Here is an 18,390-nt window from a genome sequence, read left to right as displayed (position 1 = left end):
TAACGAGGAGAGTGATGTGCGATTCCCCAACCAACGTTTGGCGCAACTGTTTACTATGTTGCAAAACGAGACGCTGCCACAGGATGAGCTGGCGCAGCGGTTGTCGGTTTCCACACGTACTGTTCGTGCCGATATTACTGCGCTTAACGCCCTGCTGACTCAGCATGGCGCGCAGTTTATCCTCAGCCGGGGCAACGGTTATCAGCTCAGGATCGATGACCCGGCAAGCTATCAGTCCCTGCAATCGCAGCAGCCCAGCGCGCTGCGAATTCCGCGAACCAGTCAGGAACGCGTGCACTATCTGATGGTGCGCTTTCTGACATCCGCTTTTTCTCTCAAACTCGAAGATTTAGCTGATGAATGGTTTGTCAGCCGGGCGACGTTACAAAATGACATGGCGGAAGTACGTGAATGGCTGCAACGCTATCATCTGACGCTGGAAACCCGCCCTCGCCATGGCATGAAACTGTTCGGCAGCGAGATGGCGATCCGCGCCTGCCTGACCGATCTTCTCTGGACGCTGGCGCAGCAGGATCCTGCTAATCCGCTGGTGACCGAAGAGGCGCTGTATGCCGGTGTGCCGTCGCAGCTTCAACCTCTCCTTGAGGAGATCTTCAACCGCTTCCATATTCGCCTTACCGACGAAGGCGAACTGTTTTTGCGCCTGTACTGCGCGGTCGCGGTACGCCGCATCAGCGAAGGGTATCCGCTGTCGGAGTTCACCACCGAAGAGGTGGAAGAGAACGTATGCCTGGCGGCGCGTGAGATTGCCGCTGTGGTGCAGCATCTGGCAAATCATCCGCTCTCGGTATCGGAAGAGAACTGGCTGAAGGTGCATATCGCGGCGCGGCAGGTGCAGGAAATTGCCCCCAGCGCGATCAATGCCGACGATGAAGAAGCGCTGGTCAATTACATCCTGCGGTTTATCAACAGCCAGTACAACTATAACCTGTTGAATGATAAACAGCTTCACGCGGATTTACTCACTCACATCAAAACGATGATCACACGGGTGCGCTATCAGATAATGATCCCGAATCCGCTACTGGAAAACATCAAGCAGCACTATCCAATGGCGTGGGATATGACCCTGGCGGCGGTTTCCAGTTGGGGCAAATACACCCCTTACGCCATCAGCGAAAACGAGATCGGCTTTCTGGTGTTGCACATCGGCGTTGGGCTTGAACGTAGTTACAACATCGGTTACCAACGCCAGCCAAAAGTCCTGCTGGTTTGTGACGCGGGAAATGCGATGGTGCGCATGATTGAAGCGGTACTGGCACGCAAATATCCGCAGATTGAAATTGTGCATACGCTGACGCTGCGCGATTACGAACAGCGCGAGAGCATCGCGGAGGACTTTGTGATCGCCACGGCGCGGATCGGTGAGAAAGACAAACCGGTCGTGCAGATCGCCCCGTTCCCTACTGACTATCAACTGGAACAGATCGGTAAGTTGGTGCTGGTGGACAGAACCCGTCCGTGGATGCTGAACAAATACTTCGATGCCGCGCATTTTTGTATTATCGACGGTGAGATGGACCAGCAGACGCTGTTTAAAACCTTGTGCGATCGGTTGCAGAGTGAAGGATTTGTCGATGCGGAATTCCTCGACTCGGTCGTTGAGCGTGAGGCGATCGTCAGCACGATGCTTGGTGACAGTATTGCGCTGCCACACGCCCTCGGACTGCTGGCGAAAAAAACGGTGGTCTATACGGTGCTCGCCCCACAGGGCATCGCCTGGGGTGACGAGACCGCGCACGTGATCTTTTTACTCGCCATCAGCAAAAGCGAGTACGAAGAGGCAATGGCTATCTACGATATCTTCGTCACGTTCCTGCGCGAGCGCGCCATGACGCGACTGTGCAGCAGCCAGAACTTCGCCGAGTTTAAAGCGGTGGCGATGGAGTGCGTGAGTCGTTTTTGAGAGCCATTATCCAGATATGAATGTAATGCAGATGTAATGCTATAATGCATTACATTTCTTTTTTCTCTGGAGGCATAATGGCCACATTGAACGTCCGTCTGGATGACAAACTCAAAAACGAGGCGTATGCCGTGCTGGAAAAACTCAATATTACGCCTACGGAAGCGGTAAGACTGCTGTTTCAGTATGTGGCTGAAAATGGACGCATGCCGGTAAAGACACTCACTGTCAGTGATAGCGAAGAAGCGTTATTGCGTACTGTCAGGGAGCGACTGGCCGATCCGCAAGAGGCCATTAAGGTCAGACTGGATGCGCTATGAACTGGCGTTTGATCCGCGGGCGCTGAAGGAATGGCAAAAGTTGGGTGAAACGGTGAAAAACCAGTTCAGGAAGAAACTGGCTGAGGTGCTTTCACCTCCGCGGCTCTCCTCCGCCCGGCTTCATGACTTTCCTGATTGCTACAAGATAAAACTCAAGGCGTCGGGTTTCAGGCTGGTTTATCAGGTGAAGGACGCACAGATTCTGGTATTGGTGATTGCGATCGGTAAGCGGGAAAAATCGGCCGTTTATCAGGACGCTGACAAACGGCTTTGACGGGGATGTTACCGCAAATGGTGCACAACCTGGTTGCTGCTGCCGCGCCAGATCAGCGCCGGGTCTTTCAGATCCTGCACATACTTACCGTCGACCAGCACATTGATGAGATCCACAACCTGCATTTGCGCGGCATTGAGTTCATCCAGCTTATAGCCGGTCCACACCCAGATATCTTTGCCCGCGCATTCAGCGCGAATGCGTTGCACCAGTTTCAGAATATCCGGTACGTTCTGCGGATGAAGCGGATCGCCGCCGGAAAGGGAGACCCCCTGGCGGTGGATCCGCGTATCGTTCAGATCGTTAATGATCTGGTCTTCCATTTCTTTCGTGAACGGCTGGCCTGAATTCAGTCGCCAGGTGCTTTTGTTGTAGCAGCCAGGACATTCGTGCACGCACCCTGAAACAAACAGGGTGCAGCGAGTTCCGGGGCCGTTAACGATGTCGACAGGATAATATTGATGATATTGCATAGAGGATGTCCAGAAAGAATGTAGGCCGGATAAGGTGCTTGCACCGCCATCCGGCAACATTGTGATGCCTGATGGCGACGCGATTGCGTCTTATCAGGCCTACGGCCTTTGCAAACGGAAATTAACCGATCTGCCCATTCCCTAAATGCTTAACGCGACGTTTCACTTCTTCCTGTTTACCGGCGTTAAATGGGCGTGCGTCCGGGCTGCCTAAATAACCACATACGCGGCGGGTAACCGACACGCGTGCGGCATCGTGGTTACCGCACTTCGGACAGGTGAAGCCTTTACTGGTGCACTCGAACTCGCCGGTAAAGCCACACTCATAGCATTCATCGATTGGCGTATTGGTGCCGTAATACGGCACATGCTGATAGCTGTAGTCCCAGACGTCTTCCAGCGCTTTCAGGTTGTGCTGGATGTTCGGGTACTCGCCGTAGCAAATGAAGCCACCGCTCGCCAGCGGCGGATAAGGCGCTTCGAAATCGATTTTGTCGTACGGATTTACCTTCTTCTCTACGTCGAGGTGGAAACTGTTGGTGTAGTAGCCTTTATCAGTGACGCCCGGCACAACGCCGAACTCGGCGGTATCCAGACGGCAGAAACGGTCACACAGGTTTTCACTCGGCGTGCTGTACAGGCTGAAGCCGTAACCCGTCTCTTCTTTCCACTGATCCACGGCCTGACGCAGATGCTCAACAATGGCGACCGCTTTCGCGCGCAGTACTTCGCTGTCATACAGATGCGTATCGCCAAACAGGGCGTTGATGGTTTCGTGGATACCGATGTAGCCTAGCGAAATTGACGCGCGACCGTTTTTAAAGATTTCCGCAATGTCATCATCGGCTTTCAGACGTACGCCGCAGGCCCCTTCCATATACAGGATCGGTGCGACGCGGGCTTTGACGCCTTCCAGACGGGCGATTCGGGTCATCAGCGCTTTACGCGCCAGTATCAGACGATCGTCCAGCAACTTCCAGAACGTCGGCTCATCACCGCCCGCTTCCAGTGCGATACGCGGCAGGTTAAGGCTGATCACGCCGAGGTTATTACGCCCATCGTGAACCTGTTCGCCCTGTTCGTTTTCCCACACGCCGAGGAAGCTGCGGCAGCCCATCGGGGTTTTGAACGAACCGGTGACTTTCACGACCTGATCGTAGTTCAGGATGTCCGGATACATGCGCTTGCTGGCACACTCCAGCGCCAGTTGTTTGATGTCGTAGTTTGGATCGCCAAATTTGTGGTTCAGGCCGTCACGAATCGCAAACACCAGTTTCGGGAACACGGCGGTTTTGCGATTTTTGCCCAGGCCAGCGATACGGTTACGCAGAATGGATTGCTGAATCAGGCGCGATTCCCAACTGGTACCCAGACCGAAACCAAAGGTGACGAACGGCGTCTGGCCGTTGGCGGTATGCAGCGTATTGACCTCATACTCCAGAGACTGGAATGCGTCGTAGCACTCTTTCTCGGTACGGGAATGCGCATAGCCGTCGGCATCCGGAATTTGCCACTCTTCCGCCGTTTTACGGTGCTTTTTGAAGCTGGCGGTCACGAACGGCGCCAGCACTTCATCAATGCGGTTAATGGTGGTGCCGCCGTAAATATGGCTGGCGACCTGCGCGATGATTTGCGCGGTCACGGCGGTGGCGGTAGAGATCGATTTTGGCGGCTCGATCTCCGCATTACCCATCTTAAAGCCCTGCGTTAGCATCCCTTTCAGATCGATCAGCATGCAGTTAAACATCGGGAAGAATGGGGAATAATCGAGATCGTGATAGTGAATGTCACCGCGCTCGTGCGCCTGCACGACATCACGCGGCAGCAAGTGCTGACGAGCGTAGTGTTTGGCCACGATACCGGCCAGCAGGTCGCGCTGGGTCGGAATGACTTTGCTGTCTTTGTTGGCGTTCTCATTGAGCAACGCGGAGTTAGTTTGCTCCACCAGGCCGCGAATTTCCTGGTTCAGGCGACCGCGTTTTTCACGCTGAATATCACGGTCATGACGGTATTCAATGTAGGCGCGCGCGAGTTGCTTGTAAGGACCCGACATCAGTTGGTTCTCAACCGCAGTCTGGATCTCATTAATATCGACCTGGCTACGCGCGTCCATCTGGCTGCTTACGACTTCTGCGACGGTGGCGCAGTAATCTGCGTCATCGACTCCCGCTGCTTTAGCTGCACGCAGAATGGCTTCTTTGATGCGCTCTGATTTAAACGGCACTTTACAGCCATCTCGTTTCATCACATGCGGTGTCATGATCACTCCATAATTTGTAAGAACAGGTTATCCACAGAGGCTCGGGAAGCATTGATATGGTTATTCATCTCTCTATCCAATCACTTCCCGCAGTCCAGTCCCATGTTATCCACAATGTCACCCTGACTGTGGACATCATCGTTGTTGTAAATGTAGTTGATTAATACAACATGTTGGGGTGGATTGCATTTTAAGTTCTATATATAGTGATTTGCATCAAAAGTGTTTGCGATTTTTTTGATATAGCGCAAAGTAAAAATCAGAGCGTACAGTTGGCGGGCGTTATAGCGATTGTAAATTGTGACATAGAAAAATCTGATTATTTATTCAGCAAAAACAGTTAGCTAAGGCAGGGAGAGGGATTTTGCCCGGGAAGTCTTCCTTCTCCGGGCAAGAGGGGGTCAGCCGATTACTTCTGAAGCCACCAGATGGCTTCGAAAGGACGCAGCGTCATTGCCGTCGGCTGCGGTGAAACTTCCTCATAGTTGTGCATCAGTACCTGCCAGCTACCCCGGCACGACTCCGGTTGCCAGGCCTGACATTCGCCGCTCAGGTTGGCAATGACCAGCAGCGTTTGCCCCTGCCATTCGCGGCGATAGCACCAGAGATACGGGCTGTCTGGCAACAGATCCTGATAGTCGCCCCAGGTGAGTACCGGTTCTGATTTGCGTAGCGCGATCAGCCGTTGGTAGGTGTAAAACACCGACGCGTTATCGCCGAGCGCGTTCTCCACGTTGATGTCCGTGTAGTTATCGCACAACGGGATCCACGGTTCGCCCTGGCTGAAGCCTGCGTTTTTGCGGTTATCCCACTGCATCGGCGTACGACTGTTGTCGCGAGATTTACTGGCCAGGATTGCCAGCAGTTCATTGGCATCGCGACCTTCAGCCCGCAACTCAGCAAACATGTTATGGCTTTCCACATCACGGTAGTCGGTGATCCGGGTGAAGTGCGGATTGGTCATGCCGATCTCTTCACCCTGGTAGATGTATGGCGTCCCCTGCATGCCGTGCAGCACCATCGCCAGCATTTTCGCTGCCGGCACCCGATATTCACCTTCGTCGCCGAAGCGCGACACGATGCGCGGCTGATCGTGGTTACACCAGAACAGCGCATTCCACGCGACGTTGTGCATCCCTTGCTGCCAGTGGCGGAACAGGGTCTTCAGCGCGACAAAATCGGGTTTCGCCAGTGTCCATTTTTCTCCGTCAGGATAATCAACCTTCAGGTGATGAAAATTGAAGGTCATCGACAGTTCGCTACCGTCCAGCGCGGCGTAGCGCTGGCAATGTTCCAGCGTGGTAGAGGACATCTCGCCGACCGTCATCAGCTTGCGCGGCGTAAAGACGTCGCGGTTCATCTCATGCAGAAATTCATGCGCCCGCGGCCCATCGGTGTAAAAGCGGCGACCGTCGCCGTCAAGGTCATTGGGGAAGCTCTGATCTTTGGAGATGAGATTAACGACGTCCAGGCGCAGGCCATCCACGCCGCGATCGGCCCAGAATTCGCAGACTTTTTTCAGCTCGGCGCGAACGGCAGGGTTTTCCCAGTTCAGATCCGCCTGTTCCGGGGCGAAGAGGTGCAGGTAATACTGTTCGCTCTGCGCATGCCATTGCCAGGCGTTACCGCCAAACTTGGAACGCCAGTTGTTGGGCAGCGTATCGGGCGTGCCGTCGTGCCAGATGTAAAACTCGCGATACGGGCTGTCTTTGTCGAGCGCCTCACGAAACCAGGCGTGCTGCGTGGAGGTGTGATTAAACACCATATCGAGAATAATGCGGATCCCGCGCGCTTTTGCCTGGGCGACCAGTTCGTCGAAATCGTCCAGCGTACCGTAGGCGGGATCGATTGCCGTGTAGTTGGCGACATCGTAGCCATTATCCACCTGCGGTGAGATATAGAACGGCGTCAACCAGATGGCATCCACGCCCAGTTTATGCAGATAGTCGAGGCGCTGAGTCACGCCACGTAAATCGCCGGTGCCGGAGCCGGTCGTATCCTGAAAACTTCTGGGGTAGATCTGGTAGATGACGCCGTTTTGCCACCAGTGGGGAAGGGTATTCATAGTCATTTCCTGGTTATGCGAGGGGCGCAATTGCGCCCCGAATAAAATCAAACAATCTGTAACGTGCCCTGACGGTATTTACGCTGGTAGACCACGGAAGTCAGCACGATCGGGATGACAATGGCGATCGCCATCGCGACGGCGTACACCTGCCAGTAAGTCGGTTGGATAGAGAGGATGCCCGGCAAGCCGCCGACGCCGATGCCGTTAGCCATCACCCCGTACAGGCCGCAGAGTAGCCCGGCAAGGCCGGAGCCGATCATCGCGCAGAGCATCGGGAAGCGGTATTTCAGGTTGATACCGTACATTGCCGGCTCAGTGACCCCCAGATAGGCGGAGATCGCGGCAGGAACAGAGATCTCGCGTTCGTTCTGTTTACGGCTGGCGATAATAATGCCCACCACCGCAGAAGCCTGCGCGATGTTGGAAAGGGCAATCAGCGGCCATACCGGGGTTCCCCCCATGCTCTGGATCATCTGCATATCAATGGCGAGCGTGGTCTGATGCACGCCGGTAATCACCAGCGGGGCGTACAGGAAGCCGAACAGCGCAGCGCCAATCGGGGCGAAGCTGCCGGTCATCAGATGGCGAACCGCAAACGCCACGCCGTCGCCAATCATGCGGCCAAACGGACCGATCAGCGCATGGGCGAGGAATGCCGCGAGGATCAGCGAACACACCGGCACCACAACAAGGTACAGGTAATCCGGCACGATGCGCTTCAGGCGCGTTTCAATCATGCCCAGCGCCAGACCGGCCAGTAGCGCCGGAATGACCTGTGCCTGATAGCCCACTTTGGCGACGCTGAACAGGCCAAAGTTCCACACGTCTGGCACCTGTTGTCCCAACAGATAAGCGTTCATCAACTGCGGAGACACCAGCGTAACGCCAAGTACGATGCCGAGGATCGGCGTGCCGCCCATTTTTTTCACCGCCGACCAGCAGATACCCACCGGCAGATAGAAGAAGATGGCTTCGCCAATCAGCCACAGGAAGTCATAAATGGTTTTCAGCGCCGGATACATCTGCGCCAGCGTCTGGCCGTTGCTCATCGGCAGGTCGCCAATGACGTTACGAAAACCTAAAATCAAGCCCCCGCTGATCAGCGCCGGCAGCAGCGGAAAGAAGATTTCAGCGAAGTGGGAGATCAACTGCTCATGCCATTTCATGTTCTGGCGAGCCGCTTTTTTCGCCTGCTCTTTATCGGCGTGCGCCTGTCCGGTGGTCGCCAGCAGCGCTTTGTAGTAATCGCCGACCTCGGTGCCAATCACCACCTGGAACTGACCGGCGTTGGTAAAGCAGCCTTTGACCATCGGTAATTCTTCGATTTCTTTCGGTCTGGCGTTGGCTGGCTGATTCAGCACAAAGCGCAGGCGCGTAATACAGTGACTCACTGTGGCGATATTCTCTCGCCCACCTACCAGCGCTATCAGCCGGTCAATATCCGCTTGTTTAACTTTGCTCATCATGAAGCCTCGTGGCGATGACTGTGAAAAGGGGGTTGTTGTGCGATGGCCACAGAGTATATCCGGGATAAAAAATTAAAAATGGGAACGTTCCCGAAACGCAGCGAAGATCACAAATTATCGTTCAGAAAGCGATCGGCAATGATTCAGGAAAGGGTGGAAGGAATGACGATCTGGCGCAGATCGCTGCGTCCGTTGATCTGCTCGATCAGTTGGGCCGCCGCCTGGCGTCCGGCTTCGGCATAGCCGGGATCGACCGTGACGATCTCCGGATGCAGGAATTTCATCAGCGGCGTATTGCCGACACTCGCCAGCTGCAGGTTATCGATCCGCTGCTCCTGCAAATACTTACTGGCGCCGAGCGCGAGAGTATCAGTGGCGCATACCAGCGCGGTCGTGTCCGGTGTAATGACACTCGCGGCATGCTCATAGCCTTGCTTCATCGCCAGACCTGGCAGGGCTGCGACGGGATGTAACTTATGTTGTTTGCAAAAGCTGAGATAGGCGTCATGGCGGCGCTTGCCGGTGGTGACGTCACTGTGCGGAACGCCGAGGAAACTGATGTGGCGATGTCCCTGATCGTACAGGCGCTGCATCAGGATTTTAATCGCTCCATCGTCGTCATAGCAGACGGAAGCAAAGCCTTTCGCATCACGTGCCAGCAACACCAGCGATGCCTGCCACGGGGCGATCATCGTGTCGGGGATGCCAGTAAAGCCAAACAGCACCACACCGTCGATGTTGCGGCGTTTCAACATACCCAGGTGCTCTTCCACTTTTTCCGGGGAAAACTGGCTTTCCATCATGATGGGATCGTAACCCTGCTCATAAAACACCGGCAGCATCGTCTGTACGGCAAGGTTTTCCGACAGTGAATCGAGACGAGTCACAATGATGGCGACCACTTTATCGCTTTGACCGCGCATGGCGCGGGCCGAACGAGAGGGGGAAAATCCGTGCTGATTCATCACGGCTTCGACACGTTCGCGAGTCCGTTCACTGACGCCACTTTCGTTGTTGAGCACACGGGAAACGGTGGATTTCCCCACGCCGCTTAAGCGGGCAATGTCTTTGATTGTCAGCCGATTTTGCATCCTGTTTTCCCGTGGTACGCTGCAAAAGATGATAAGAGGGTAACTTTACTCGTAGAAACCTCAATGGGCAAAGTCTGGTTTATACACGTCATCCTTCACGCTGCCTTTGCGTTGGCGTCGTTCATTCCTTTTCCGCCGGGATGCAAGCCGAATGATTTTGTGTATATGTTTTGTTTAATTGCCGGGAGTTATTATAACGCCATAGATGCCACAAATATTATGATCTACAACTTATAATCTGCGGGCTAAATCATTCACTTACCGGAGGCTTTATGGATCCCGATCCCACCCCTCTCCCGAAATGGAGAACACGTTCTTTCCGGTAAGCCTGCCCTTCGCTGTCTTACCGGTGAGGTAAGACAGTGACGCGTTAACGTCCCTGTTTAAGAAAATCATGTTACCTGCCAGGTAAGGCTTTGCCGCGCCTGAAGGATATTTCTGCGCCCGTCTTGTTGGCGCGGAGGGACTGCCTATGTTTAAAAATATCACTCGCCAGCTGTTTGCCCGGCTTGGCCGCCATCTGCCCGATCGCCTGGTGCATCGCGATCCGTTACCCAATGCACAGTCGATTGTCAGCACCCCGATGCCTGCTTCCCTGAGCGAACACTGCCTGAAAGTGGCCGTGATGGATGAAAAGACGTTGTGGAAAACGTTCAATGCGCATCCAGAAGGACTCACTGCGGCAGAGGTGAACGCCGCCCGCGAACAACACGGTGAAAACCTTCTGCCTACCCAGAAACCGTCGCCGTGGTGGAAGCATCTGTGGGTCTGTTATCGTAACCCGTTCAATATCTTATTGACTCTTCTGGGGGCTATTTCGTATGCCACAGAGGATCTGTTTGCCGCCGGGGTGATCGCCCTGATGGTGATAATCTCCACGCTGCTTAACTTTATCCAGGAAGCGCGTTCCACCAAAGCGGCAGATGCGCTGAAAGCGATGGTCAGTAATACTGCGACAGTGCTGCGGGTCATCAATGAGAAAGGGGAAAATGGCTGGGTTGAGCTGCCAATCGATCAGCTGGTGCCCGGCGACATTATCAAGCTGTCGGCCGGGGATATGATCCCGGCCGATCTGCGGGTGATTCAGGCGCGAGATCTGTTTGTCGCCCAGGCATCGTTAACCGGGGAATCGCTGCCGGTGGAGAAAGTGGCGCGCACCCGCGACGTCAATCAAAGCAACCCGCTTGAGTGCGACACCCTCTGCTTTATGGGGACCAACGTGGTGAGCGGCACGGCGCAGGCGATGGTGATCGCCACCGGAGCCCATACCTGGTTTGGTCAACTGGCGGGGCGCGTCAGCGAACAGGAAAGTGAGCAGAACGCCTTTCAGAAGGGGATCAGCCGCGTCAGCATGTTGTTGATTCGCTTTATGCTGGTGATGGCGCCAGTGGTATTGCTCATCAATGGTTATACCAAAGGCGACTGGTGGGAAGCGGCGCTGTTTGCGCTCTCCGTCGCCGTGGGCCTGACGCCAGAAATGCTGCCGATGATTGTCACTTCGACGCTGGCGCGCGGCGCGGTGAAACTGTCGAAGCAAAAAGTGATCGTCAAACATCTGGATGCGATTCAGAACTTCGGCGCGATGGACGTTTTGTGCACCGATAAAACTGGCACGCTGACCCAGGATAAAATTGTGCTGGAGAATCATACGGATATCTCCGGTAAGCCCAGTGAACGCGTCCTGCATGCCGCGTGGCTGAACAGCCACTATCAGACCGGGCTGAAAAACCTGCTGGATACTGCCGTGCTGGAAGGCGTTGATGAAGGGGCCGCGCGCGAGTTGTCTACCCGCTGGCAGAAAATTGATGAGATCCCGTTTGATTTTGAGCGCCGCCGGATGTCGGTGGTGGTGGCAGAAGAGACGAATGTCCATCAACTGGTGTGCAAAGGCGCGTTGCAGGAGATCCTCAGCGTCTGTACGCAGGTGCGCCATAACGGCGAAATTGTCCCGCTGGATGACAACATGCTGCGACGGGTGAAGCGCGTGACCGACACGCTGAACCGTCAGGGGCTGCGTGTCGTTGCCGTGGCGACCAAATATCTGCCGGCACGGGAAGGCGATTACCAGCGTATTGATGAATCCGATCTGATCCTTGAAGGCTACATTGCCTTCCTCGATCCGCCGAAGGAGACTACCGCGCCCGCCCTGAAGGCGCTTAACGCCAGTGGCATCACCGTGAAGATCCTGACCGGTGACAGCGAACTGGTGGCTGCGAAGGTGTGCCATGAGGTGGGCCTGGACGCCGGAGAAGTGATTGTCGGGAACGAGATCGAAGGCATGAGCGACGACGCGCTCGCCGCATTGGCCCAGCGTACCACGCTGTTTGCACGCCTGACGCCGATGCATAAAGAGCGGATCGTCCGGCTGCTCAAACGCGAAGGGCACGTGGTGGGTTTTATGGGCGACGGCATCAATGACGCGCCGGCGCTGCGCGCGGCGGATATCGGCATCTCGGTTGACGGTGCGGTAGACATCGCCCGTGAAGCGGCCGATATCATCCTGCTGGAAAAGAGCCTGATGGTGCTGGAAGAGGGCGTGATTGAAGGGCGCCGTACGTTCTCCAATATGCTGAAGTACATCAAAATGACCGCCAGTTCTAACTTTGGCAACGTCTTTAGCGTGCTGGTGGCGAGCGCTTTTTTGCCGTTCCTGCCCATGCTGCCGCTGCACTTGCTGATTCAGAACCTGCTCTACGATGTATCCCAGGTGGCGATCCCGTTTGATAACGTTGATGATGAGCAGATCCAAAAACCACAGCGCTGGAATCCGGCGGATCTCGGTCGCTTCATGCTCTTCTTCGGCCCCATCAGCTCCATCTTCGACATTCTGACGTTCTGCCTGATGTGGTGGGTATTCCATGCCAATGTGCCAGAAGCGCAGACGCTGTTCCAGTCAGGCTGGTTTGTGGTGGGTCTGCTCTCGCAAACGCTGATTGTGCATATGATTCGTACGCGCCGCGTGCCGTTTATCCAGAGTCGTGCCGCCTGGCCACTGATGCTGATGACGCTGGTGGTCATGGTTGTGGGAATAGCGCTGCCGTTCTCACCGCTGGCAGGTTATCTGCAATTGCAGGCGTTACCGCTGAGTTATTTCCCCTGGCTGGTGGCGATCCTGGTGGGATATATGACGTTAACGCAACTGGTGAAAGGATTCTATAGCCGCCGCTACGGCTGGCAATAAGCGAAAATAATGGCTGCTTCGGCAGCCATTTTTCTTTTCATCCTGCAAAAGAATATATTCTTTCATCCGTCGTGTTTTATTTTTTTTGAAAAACCAAAGAGGTGTGGTCGATCACAATTTTAGGCCTCTTCAGAACATCTTTTTTCCAGGAAAAAGACCTTCATTGCAAAAATGAAACAGCGTGCTAAAAAAAATTCCATCCCGCATCATTTTATGAACATAATCATCGTAATAATTTGTTACACCGACTCGTCTGTTCGGGCAATGTCATTCCTTACTGTCCCTTTTAATTAAGGTGGCCCTCTATCCTGCAAGTCGTTTGTATTAATGAAAATTATAAACCTCTGGAGATGGAAAAATGAAACTGACCAAAACCTTGTTAAACCTGTGTATGGGTTCCGCCTTAGTGCTGGCCGCTCAGGCGGCGTCTGCGCAAACGCTGCGTGCGGCAGATGTCCATCCGGCGGATTATCCGAACGTGGTTGCTGTGAAGCATATGGGCGAAAAACTCAGCGCTGCTACCGACGGACGTCTGGATATTAAAACCTTCCCGGGCGGTGTGCTGGGCGATGAAAAGCAGATGATTGAACAGGCGCAACTGGGTGCGATTGATATTATCCGCGTGTCGATGTCTCCGGTTGCCGCAATATTGCCAGAGATTAACGTCTTTACGCTGCCCTATGTCTTCCGTGATGAAGATCACCTGCACAAAGTACTGGACGGGGCAATTGGTCAGGAAATTGGCGACAGGCTGACCGCGAACAGCCAGTCCCGACTGGTGTTTCTCGGCTGGATGGATGCCGGGACGCGCAACCTGATTACCAAGGATCCGGTCGTGAAACCGGAAGACCTGAAGGGGATGAAAATTCGTGTTCAGACCAGCCCGGTATCACTCGATACCTTAAAAGCCATGGGCGCGAATGCGATCGCAATGGGGACCAGTGAAGTGTTCAGCGGGATGCAGACTGGGGTCATTGATGGCACAGAAAATAACCCGCCGACCTTTGTCGCGCATAACTATCTGCCGGTTGCCAAAAATTATACCTGGAGTAAGCATTTCATTATTCCTGAGCTGTTCCTGTTTTCAAAAGCCAAGTGGGACAAGCTGAAAAAAGAAGATCAGGAATTAATTATTAAACTGGCGAAAGAAGCACAAATGGAACAGCGCCAACTCTGGGAAGCGTATAACGCGAAATCACTGGAGACGATGAAAGCGAATGGTGTGAATTTTCATGATATCGATACGAATTATTTCTATAAAGCCACACAGCCCGTCCGGGATCAATATGGTAAAGACCACCAGGATTTGATCAAGCGAATTCAGGATGTGAAGTAATTCATCAGGCGGGTGACGGAGGTCATCCGCCTGAATCGGTTATTAGTTGAGGTGATGATTATGGGTGAATGTTATTCATCGGTAATGGATGTGCTGTATCGAATTTCAATGTGGATTGCCGGGCTGGCTTTATTGGTGATGGTGGCGGTTATTCCCGTAGGGATATTCGCGCGTTATGTGATGAACAGCGCGCTGTCATGGCCTGAACCGGTCGCCATATTATGCATGGTGACATTTACCTTTGTCGGTGCGGCGGTCAGTTACCGCGCGGGTTCGCATATTGCTGTCAGCATGGTGACCGATCGTCTTGGCGAAATGGGGCGTCGGATCTGCTTTATCGGTGCCGATCTGATGCTGCTGGCGATCAGCATTTTTATTCTTTGGTACGGTTCGACGCTCTGTTACGAGTTGTGGCAACAGCCCGTGGCGGAATTTCCCATTTTAACTGCCGGGGAAAACTATCTTCCGCTCCCTATCGGTTCAGCGATCACGCTGCTTTTCATCATCGAAAAGATCTGCCGTGGTGCTCAGTATCAACGTCCTGTCGTCATGCTGGGTTCAACCAGTTGATGACCGAACCGACTTCATAGGGGAAAGCAGATGGATGCATTTATTCTCGTTTTTACGCTCGGCATCATGCTGGCGATTGGGGTGCCGGTGGCGTACGCGGTAGGGATCAGCGCGATCGTCGGGGCGTGGTATATCGATATCCCGCTGGAAGCGGTGATGATCCAGTTGACCAACGGTGTGAACAAATTCTCGCTGCTGGCGATCCCGTTCTTTATTCTGGCCGGAGCCATTATGGCGGAAGGTGGGATCGCGCGGCGGTTAGTGAACTTCGCCTACATCTTTGTTGGTTTTATCCGCGGCGGCCTGTCGCTGGTAAATATTGTGGCATCGACTTTTTTTGGCGCGATCTCTGGTTCGTCGGTGGCGGATACCGCGTCCATCGGTTCGGTGATGATCCCTGAAATGGATAAGAAAGGGTATCCGCGCGACTTCGCCGCGGCGGTCACCGCCAGCGGTTCGGTGCAGGCAATCCTGACGCCGCCCAGCCATAACTCGGTTATCTACTCGCTGGCGACGGGCGGTACGGTGTCGATTGCCGCGCTGTTCATTGCCGGGATCCTGCCAGGGCTGTTGCTGAGTTTTACCCTGATGGTGATGTGTGTTGGCTTTGCCCATAAGCGCGGCTACCCGAAAGGGGAACGCGTACCGTTCCGGCAGGCGCTGAAGATCTTTCTCGATACGCTGTGGGGACTGATGACGGTCGTCATTATTATGGGCGGGATCCTTTCCGGTATCTTTACTGCAACAGAATCAGCGGCGATCGCCTGCCTGTGGGCGTTCTTCGTCACCATGTTCATCTACCGCGACTACAAATGGTCTGAACTGCCGAAGCTGATGTATCGCACCGTGAAGACCGTGACCATCGTGATGATCCTGATTGGTTTCGCTGCGGCATTTGGCGCCATCATGACGTACATGCAACTGCCGATGCGCATTACCGAAGCCTTCACCAGTATCTCGGATAACAAGTATGTCATCCTGATGTGCATTAACATCATGTTGCTGCTGATCGGTACGCTGATGGACATGGCCCCGCTGATTCTGATCCTGACGCCCGTGCTGCTGCCGGTTACCAACGCGCTCGGTATTGATCCGGTACACTTCGGGATGATTATGCTGGTGAACCTGGGGATTGGCCTGATCACGCCGCCGGTAGGGTCGGTGCTGTTTGTTGCCAGTGCGGTGAGTAAACAGAAGATCGAACAGGTGGTGAAGGCGATGCTACCGTTCTACGCGGTGCTGTTCCTGGTGCTGATGCTGGTGACCTATATTCCGGCGATTTCGCTGTTCCTGCCGAAATTCTTTGGCGTGATGTGAGGGGACTGCAGTAACGAAAATCCGGGCATTGATGCCCGGATTTTTTTATCGCTTAGCGACGAACGGCGATCGCTTCGATCTCGATCTTCACGTCTTTTGGCAGACGCGCCACTTCCACGCAGGAACGTGCCGGGAAGGTGGCGTTGTGCTCGGTGAAGAACGCTTCGTAGGTGGCGTTGACGGTCGCGAAATCGTTCAGATCTTTGACAAATACGGTCGTCTTCACAATGTCGCCCACTTTCAGACCAGCGGCTTCAACGATAGCTTTCACGTTTTCCAGCGACTGACGCGCCTGCGCGGAGACGTCTTCTGCCACGCTGCCGGTTTTCGGGTCAACCGGGATCTGACCGGAAGTGATGATCATGCTGCCCAGATCTACGCCCTGAACATATGGACCGATTGCTGCGGGTGCATTTTCCGTCGCGATAGTTTTGCTCATGATTTCTCCTGAAGTACAGCGGTAAAAGAATTTTCCCAGGTATTATAGGTAGCCAGGAATTTATAACCAACCCCAATTAGTTGGCCAGCACCACATAATGAGAAAACTCTTTTTCACAGTATTTGCATTTGAGAGCAATGTCATCTACGCGTTTTTTCACTGCGAAGCTGGATGAAACCGGCTCGGCGTGGCTGATGCAGTTACTGTTTGGGCAGACCAGCACGCTGTCGATGCGATCCGGCAGGCTTGGGCGCGATTTACCCACCACTTCGTAGTTGTCGATACGGTTAACGGTGGCCTGCGGTGCGTACAGTGACAGTTGGTTAACCTGTTCGGCGGTCAGGAAGGTATTCTCGATTTTAATCAGGTCTTTACGCCCCATTTCACCGGAAGGCAGGTTAAGGCCGATGGTGATGCGCTGATCGGTTTCGGTCAACTTAAACAGGGTCAGCAATTTAAAGCCAACCTGCGCGGGAATATGGTCGATTACGGTGCCGCATTTGATCGCTTCAACCTGCAGTTTATTATCGTGTGTCATCTCGTTATCTCCCCTTACAGTGCCAGATCGCTAGTCAGAACCAGTGCCAGTAACGCCTGGCGGGCGAAAATCCCGTTGCCTGCCTGCTGGAAATACCAGGCGTGAGGCGTTTTATCCACATCCGTGGCGATTTCATCAATACGCGGCAGTGGATGCAGTACCTTCATGTTTTCCCGTGCTCCCGCCAGGTCGCTGGCGCGCAGCACAAACTGGGCCTTAACGTTGGCGTATTCAGAAGGGTCCAGACGTTCTTTTTGCACGCGGGTCATGTACAGAATGTCCACTTCCGCCATCACCTCTTCAATAGAGGAGTGCAGGCTCCAGGCAATGCCTTTTTCGTCAAGCATATCGAGAATGTACTGCGGCATCGCCAGCGCATCCGGGGCGATGAAGTAGAAGCGGTTGCCGTCGAACTTGGCCAGTGCCTGCGTCAGTGAGTGTACGGTACGGCCATATTTCAGGTCGCCGACCATCGCCACGTGCAGGTTATTCAGACGACCCTGCGTTTCCTGAATGGTGAACAAATCCAGCAGCGTCTGGGTCGGATGCTGATTCGAACCGTCGCCCGCGTTCAGTACTGGCACCTTACCGGAGAATTCCGTCGCCAGACGTGCCGCGCCTTCCTGTGGGTGGCGCATCACGATCGCGTCAACGTAGGTGCTGATAACCGAGATGGTATCCGCCAGCGTTTCGCCTTTCTTGCCCAGCGACGTGTTGGCGCTGTCGGAGAAACCGACCACGCTGGCACCCAGGCGGTGCATTGAGGTTTCAAACGACAAGCGGGTACGAGTAGACGCTTCAAAGAAGCAGCTGGCAATCACCTTGTGCTTGAGCAGTTCCGGTTGTGGGTTAGCTTTTAATTTCGCCGCGGTCGCCAGCACCAGATTGAGGTCGTCGCGACTGAGGTCGTTTATGGAAATGATGTGTTTTTGATATAGCGGGTTAGCCATGTTTATCTCCTGACGCCTGGGCAAAAAAAAAGCCCCTCATTTGAGGGGCTGGGAATAGGTTAGCAACGGAAAGAAAAACGGCAGGCCAGCGTCTGTTTTCAGACGCGGTAAGACAGAATGTCGTACACACTGGACCATACTTCCTCCCGGCAAATTGTCCGCGATTATACTCAGCTCCGT

At 54.2% G+C, this 18,390-nt stretch carries 16 protein-coding genes and 1 pseudogene; 8 read left to right on the top strand and 9 right to left on the bottom strand.

Annotation, left to right across the window (positions count from 1 at the left end; genetic code table 11):
- Positions 1 to 16: 16 nt before the first annotated feature.
- The 3 genes from OGY35_RS00525 (at position 17) to OGY35_RS00515 (ending at position 2,521) form a co-directional block, all read left to right on the top strand.
- Entirely contained in the window at positions 17 to 1,927 is a 1,911-nt protein-coding gene (locus OGY35_RS00525) for a BglG family transcription antiterminator (protein WP_152401764.1), read from the top strand.
- Positions 1,928 to 2,004: 77 nt separating this feature from the next.
- Positions 2,005 to 2,247 (top strand): type II toxin-antitoxin system RelB/DinJ family antitoxin, encoded by a 243-nt coding sequence (locus OGY35_RS00520; protein WP_152401767.1) that lies wholly within the window; start codon positions 2,005 to 2,007, stop codon positions 2,245 to 2,247.
- Positions 2,237 to 2,521 carry a type II toxin-antitoxin system RelE family toxin gene (locus OGY35_RS00515; RefSeq protein WP_286631150.1) on the top strand — a complete coding sequence of 95 codons (285 nt, stop codon included), beginning with the start codon at positions 2,237 to 2,239 and terminating at the stop codon, positions 2,519 to 2,521. Before OGY35_RS00520 ends, OGY35_RS00515 begins: the two co-directional genes overlap by 11 nt.
- An 8-nt stretch (positions 2,522 to 2,529) precedes the next feature.
- Here the strand turns inward: OGY35_RS00515 and nrdG are convergent, their stop codons facing one another.
- The 5 genes from nrdG to treR all read right to left on the bottom strand — a co-directional run bounded on the left by nrdG (position 2,530) and on the right by treR (position 9,879).
- The gene (gene nrdG / locus OGY35_RS00510) at positions 2,530 to 2,994 is read right to left on the bottom strand and encodes an anaerobic ribonucleoside-triphosphate reductase-activating protein (RefSeq protein WP_286631149.1); all 465 of its coding nucleotides are present in this window, start codon (positions 2,992 to 2,994) and stop codon (positions 2,530 to 2,532) included.
- A gap of 121 nt (positions 2,995 to 3,115) precedes the next feature.
- On the bottom strand, positions 3,116 to 5,254 hold the full coding sequence (gene nrdD, locus OGY35_RS00505) for an anaerobic ribonucleoside-triphosphate reductase (protein ID WP_286631148.1): 2,139 nt from the start codon (positions 5,252 to 5,254) through the stop codon (positions 3,116 to 3,118).
- Between the two features lie 409 nt (positions 5,255 to 5,663).
- Complete coding sequence (gene treC, locus OGY35_RS00500) at positions 5,664 to 7,319, bottom strand: alpha,alpha-phosphotrehalase (RefSeq protein ID WP_286631147.1); 1,656 nt, start codon at positions 7,317 to 7,319, stop codon at positions 5,664 to 5,666.
- Between the two features lie 47 nt (positions 7,320 to 7,366).
- Positions 7,367 to 8,785 carry a PTS trehalose transporter subunit IIBC gene (gene treB / locus OGY35_RS00495; protein WP_286631191.1) on the bottom strand — a complete coding sequence of 473 codons (1,419 nt, stop codon included), beginning with the start codon at positions 8,783 to 8,785 and terminating at the stop codon, positions 7,367 to 7,369.
- A 146-nt stretch (positions 8,786 to 8,931) separates the two neighbouring features.
- Positions 8,932 to 9,879 carry a trehalose operon repressor TreR gene (gene treR / locus OGY35_RS00490; RefSeq protein WP_178827054.1) on the bottom strand — a complete coding sequence of 316 codons (948 nt, stop codon included), beginning with the start codon at positions 9,877 to 9,879 and terminating at the stop codon, positions 8,932 to 8,934.
- A gap of 272 nt (positions 9,880 to 10,151) precedes the next feature.
- On the opposite strand from treR, the gene mgtL reads away from it, so the two are divergent.
- The 5 genes from mgtL (at position 10,152) to OGY35_RS00470 (ending at position 16,283) form a co-directional block, all read left to right on the top strand.
- A complete protein-coding gene (gene mgtL, locus OGY35_RS24415) occupies positions 10,152 to 10,205 on the top strand; it encodes a mgtA regulatory leader peptide MgtL (protein WP_125369841.1) in 54 nt (17 codons plus the stop codon).
- Positions 10,206 to 10,351: 146 nt separating this feature from the next.
- Entirely contained in the window at positions 10,352 to 13,060 is a 2,709-nt protein-coding gene (mgtA, locus tag OGY35_RS00485) for a magnesium-translocating P-type ATPase (protein ID WP_286631146.1), read from the top strand.
- Positions 13,061 to 13,418: 358 nt separating this feature from the next.
- Positions 13,419 to 14,396, top strand: a complete 978-nt coding sequence (locus tag OGY35_RS00480; protein WP_178827052.1) for a TRAP transporter substrate-binding protein — start codon at positions 13,419 to 13,421, stop codon at positions 14,394 to 14,396.
- A 60-nt stretch (positions 14,397 to 14,456) separates the two neighbouring features.
- Positions 14,457 to 14,966: a TRAP transporter small permease gene (locus OGY35_RS00475; protein ID WP_152401784.1), complete on the top strand. Its 510-nt coding sequence runs from the start codon at positions 14,457 to 14,459 to the stop codon at positions 14,964 to 14,966.
- Between the two features lie 30 nt (positions 14,967 to 14,996).
- Positions 14,997 to 16,283, top strand: a complete 1,287-nt coding sequence (locus OGY35_RS00470; protein WP_042321679.1) for a TRAP transporter large permease — start codon at positions 14,997 to 14,999, stop codon at positions 16,281 to 16,283.
- Positions 16,284 to 16,335: 52 nt separating this feature from the next.
- Here OGY35_RS00470 and ridA read toward each other — a convergent pair whose 3' ends face one another.
- The 4 genes and pseudogenes from ridA to pyrL all read right to left on the bottom strand — a co-directional run bounded on the left by ridA (position 16,336) and on the right by pyrL (position 18,348).
- Complete coding sequence (gene ridA, locus OGY35_RS00465) at positions 16,336 to 16,722, bottom strand: 2-iminobutanoate/2-iminopropanoate deaminase (protein WP_152401787.1); 387 nt, start codon at positions 16,720 to 16,722, stop codon at positions 16,336 to 16,338.
- Positions 16,723 to 16,798: 76 nt separating this feature from the next.
- A complete protein-coding gene (gene pyrI / locus OGY35_RS00460) occupies positions 16,799 to 17,260 on the bottom strand; it encodes an aspartate carbamoyltransferase regulatory subunit (protein ID WP_046495617.1) in 462 nt (153 codons plus the stop codon).
- A 14-nt stretch (positions 17,261 to 17,274) separates the two neighbouring features.
- The gene (gene pyrB / locus OGY35_RS00455) at positions 17,275 to 18,210 is read right to left on the bottom strand and encodes an aspartate carbamoyltransferase (RefSeq protein ID WP_152401789.1); all 936 of its coding nucleotides are present in this window, start codon (positions 18,208 to 18,210) and stop codon (positions 17,275 to 17,277) included.
- Between the two features lie 2 nt (positions 18,211 to 18,212).
- Positions 18,213 to 18,348: pseudogene (gene pyrL, locus OGY35_RS00450) on the bottom strand (pyr operon leader peptide).
- Positions 18,349 to 18,390 lie beyond the last annotated feature (42 nt).

This window comes from Citrobacter sp. Ct235, assembly GCF_030332305.1.
In the GTDB taxonomy this organism is placed as follows: Bacteria; Pseudomonadota; Gammaproteobacteria; order Enterobacterales; family Enterobacteriaceae; genus Citrobacter_A; species Citrobacter_A telavivensis.
This window is presented reverse-complemented; position numbering and strand designations above follow the sequence as displayed.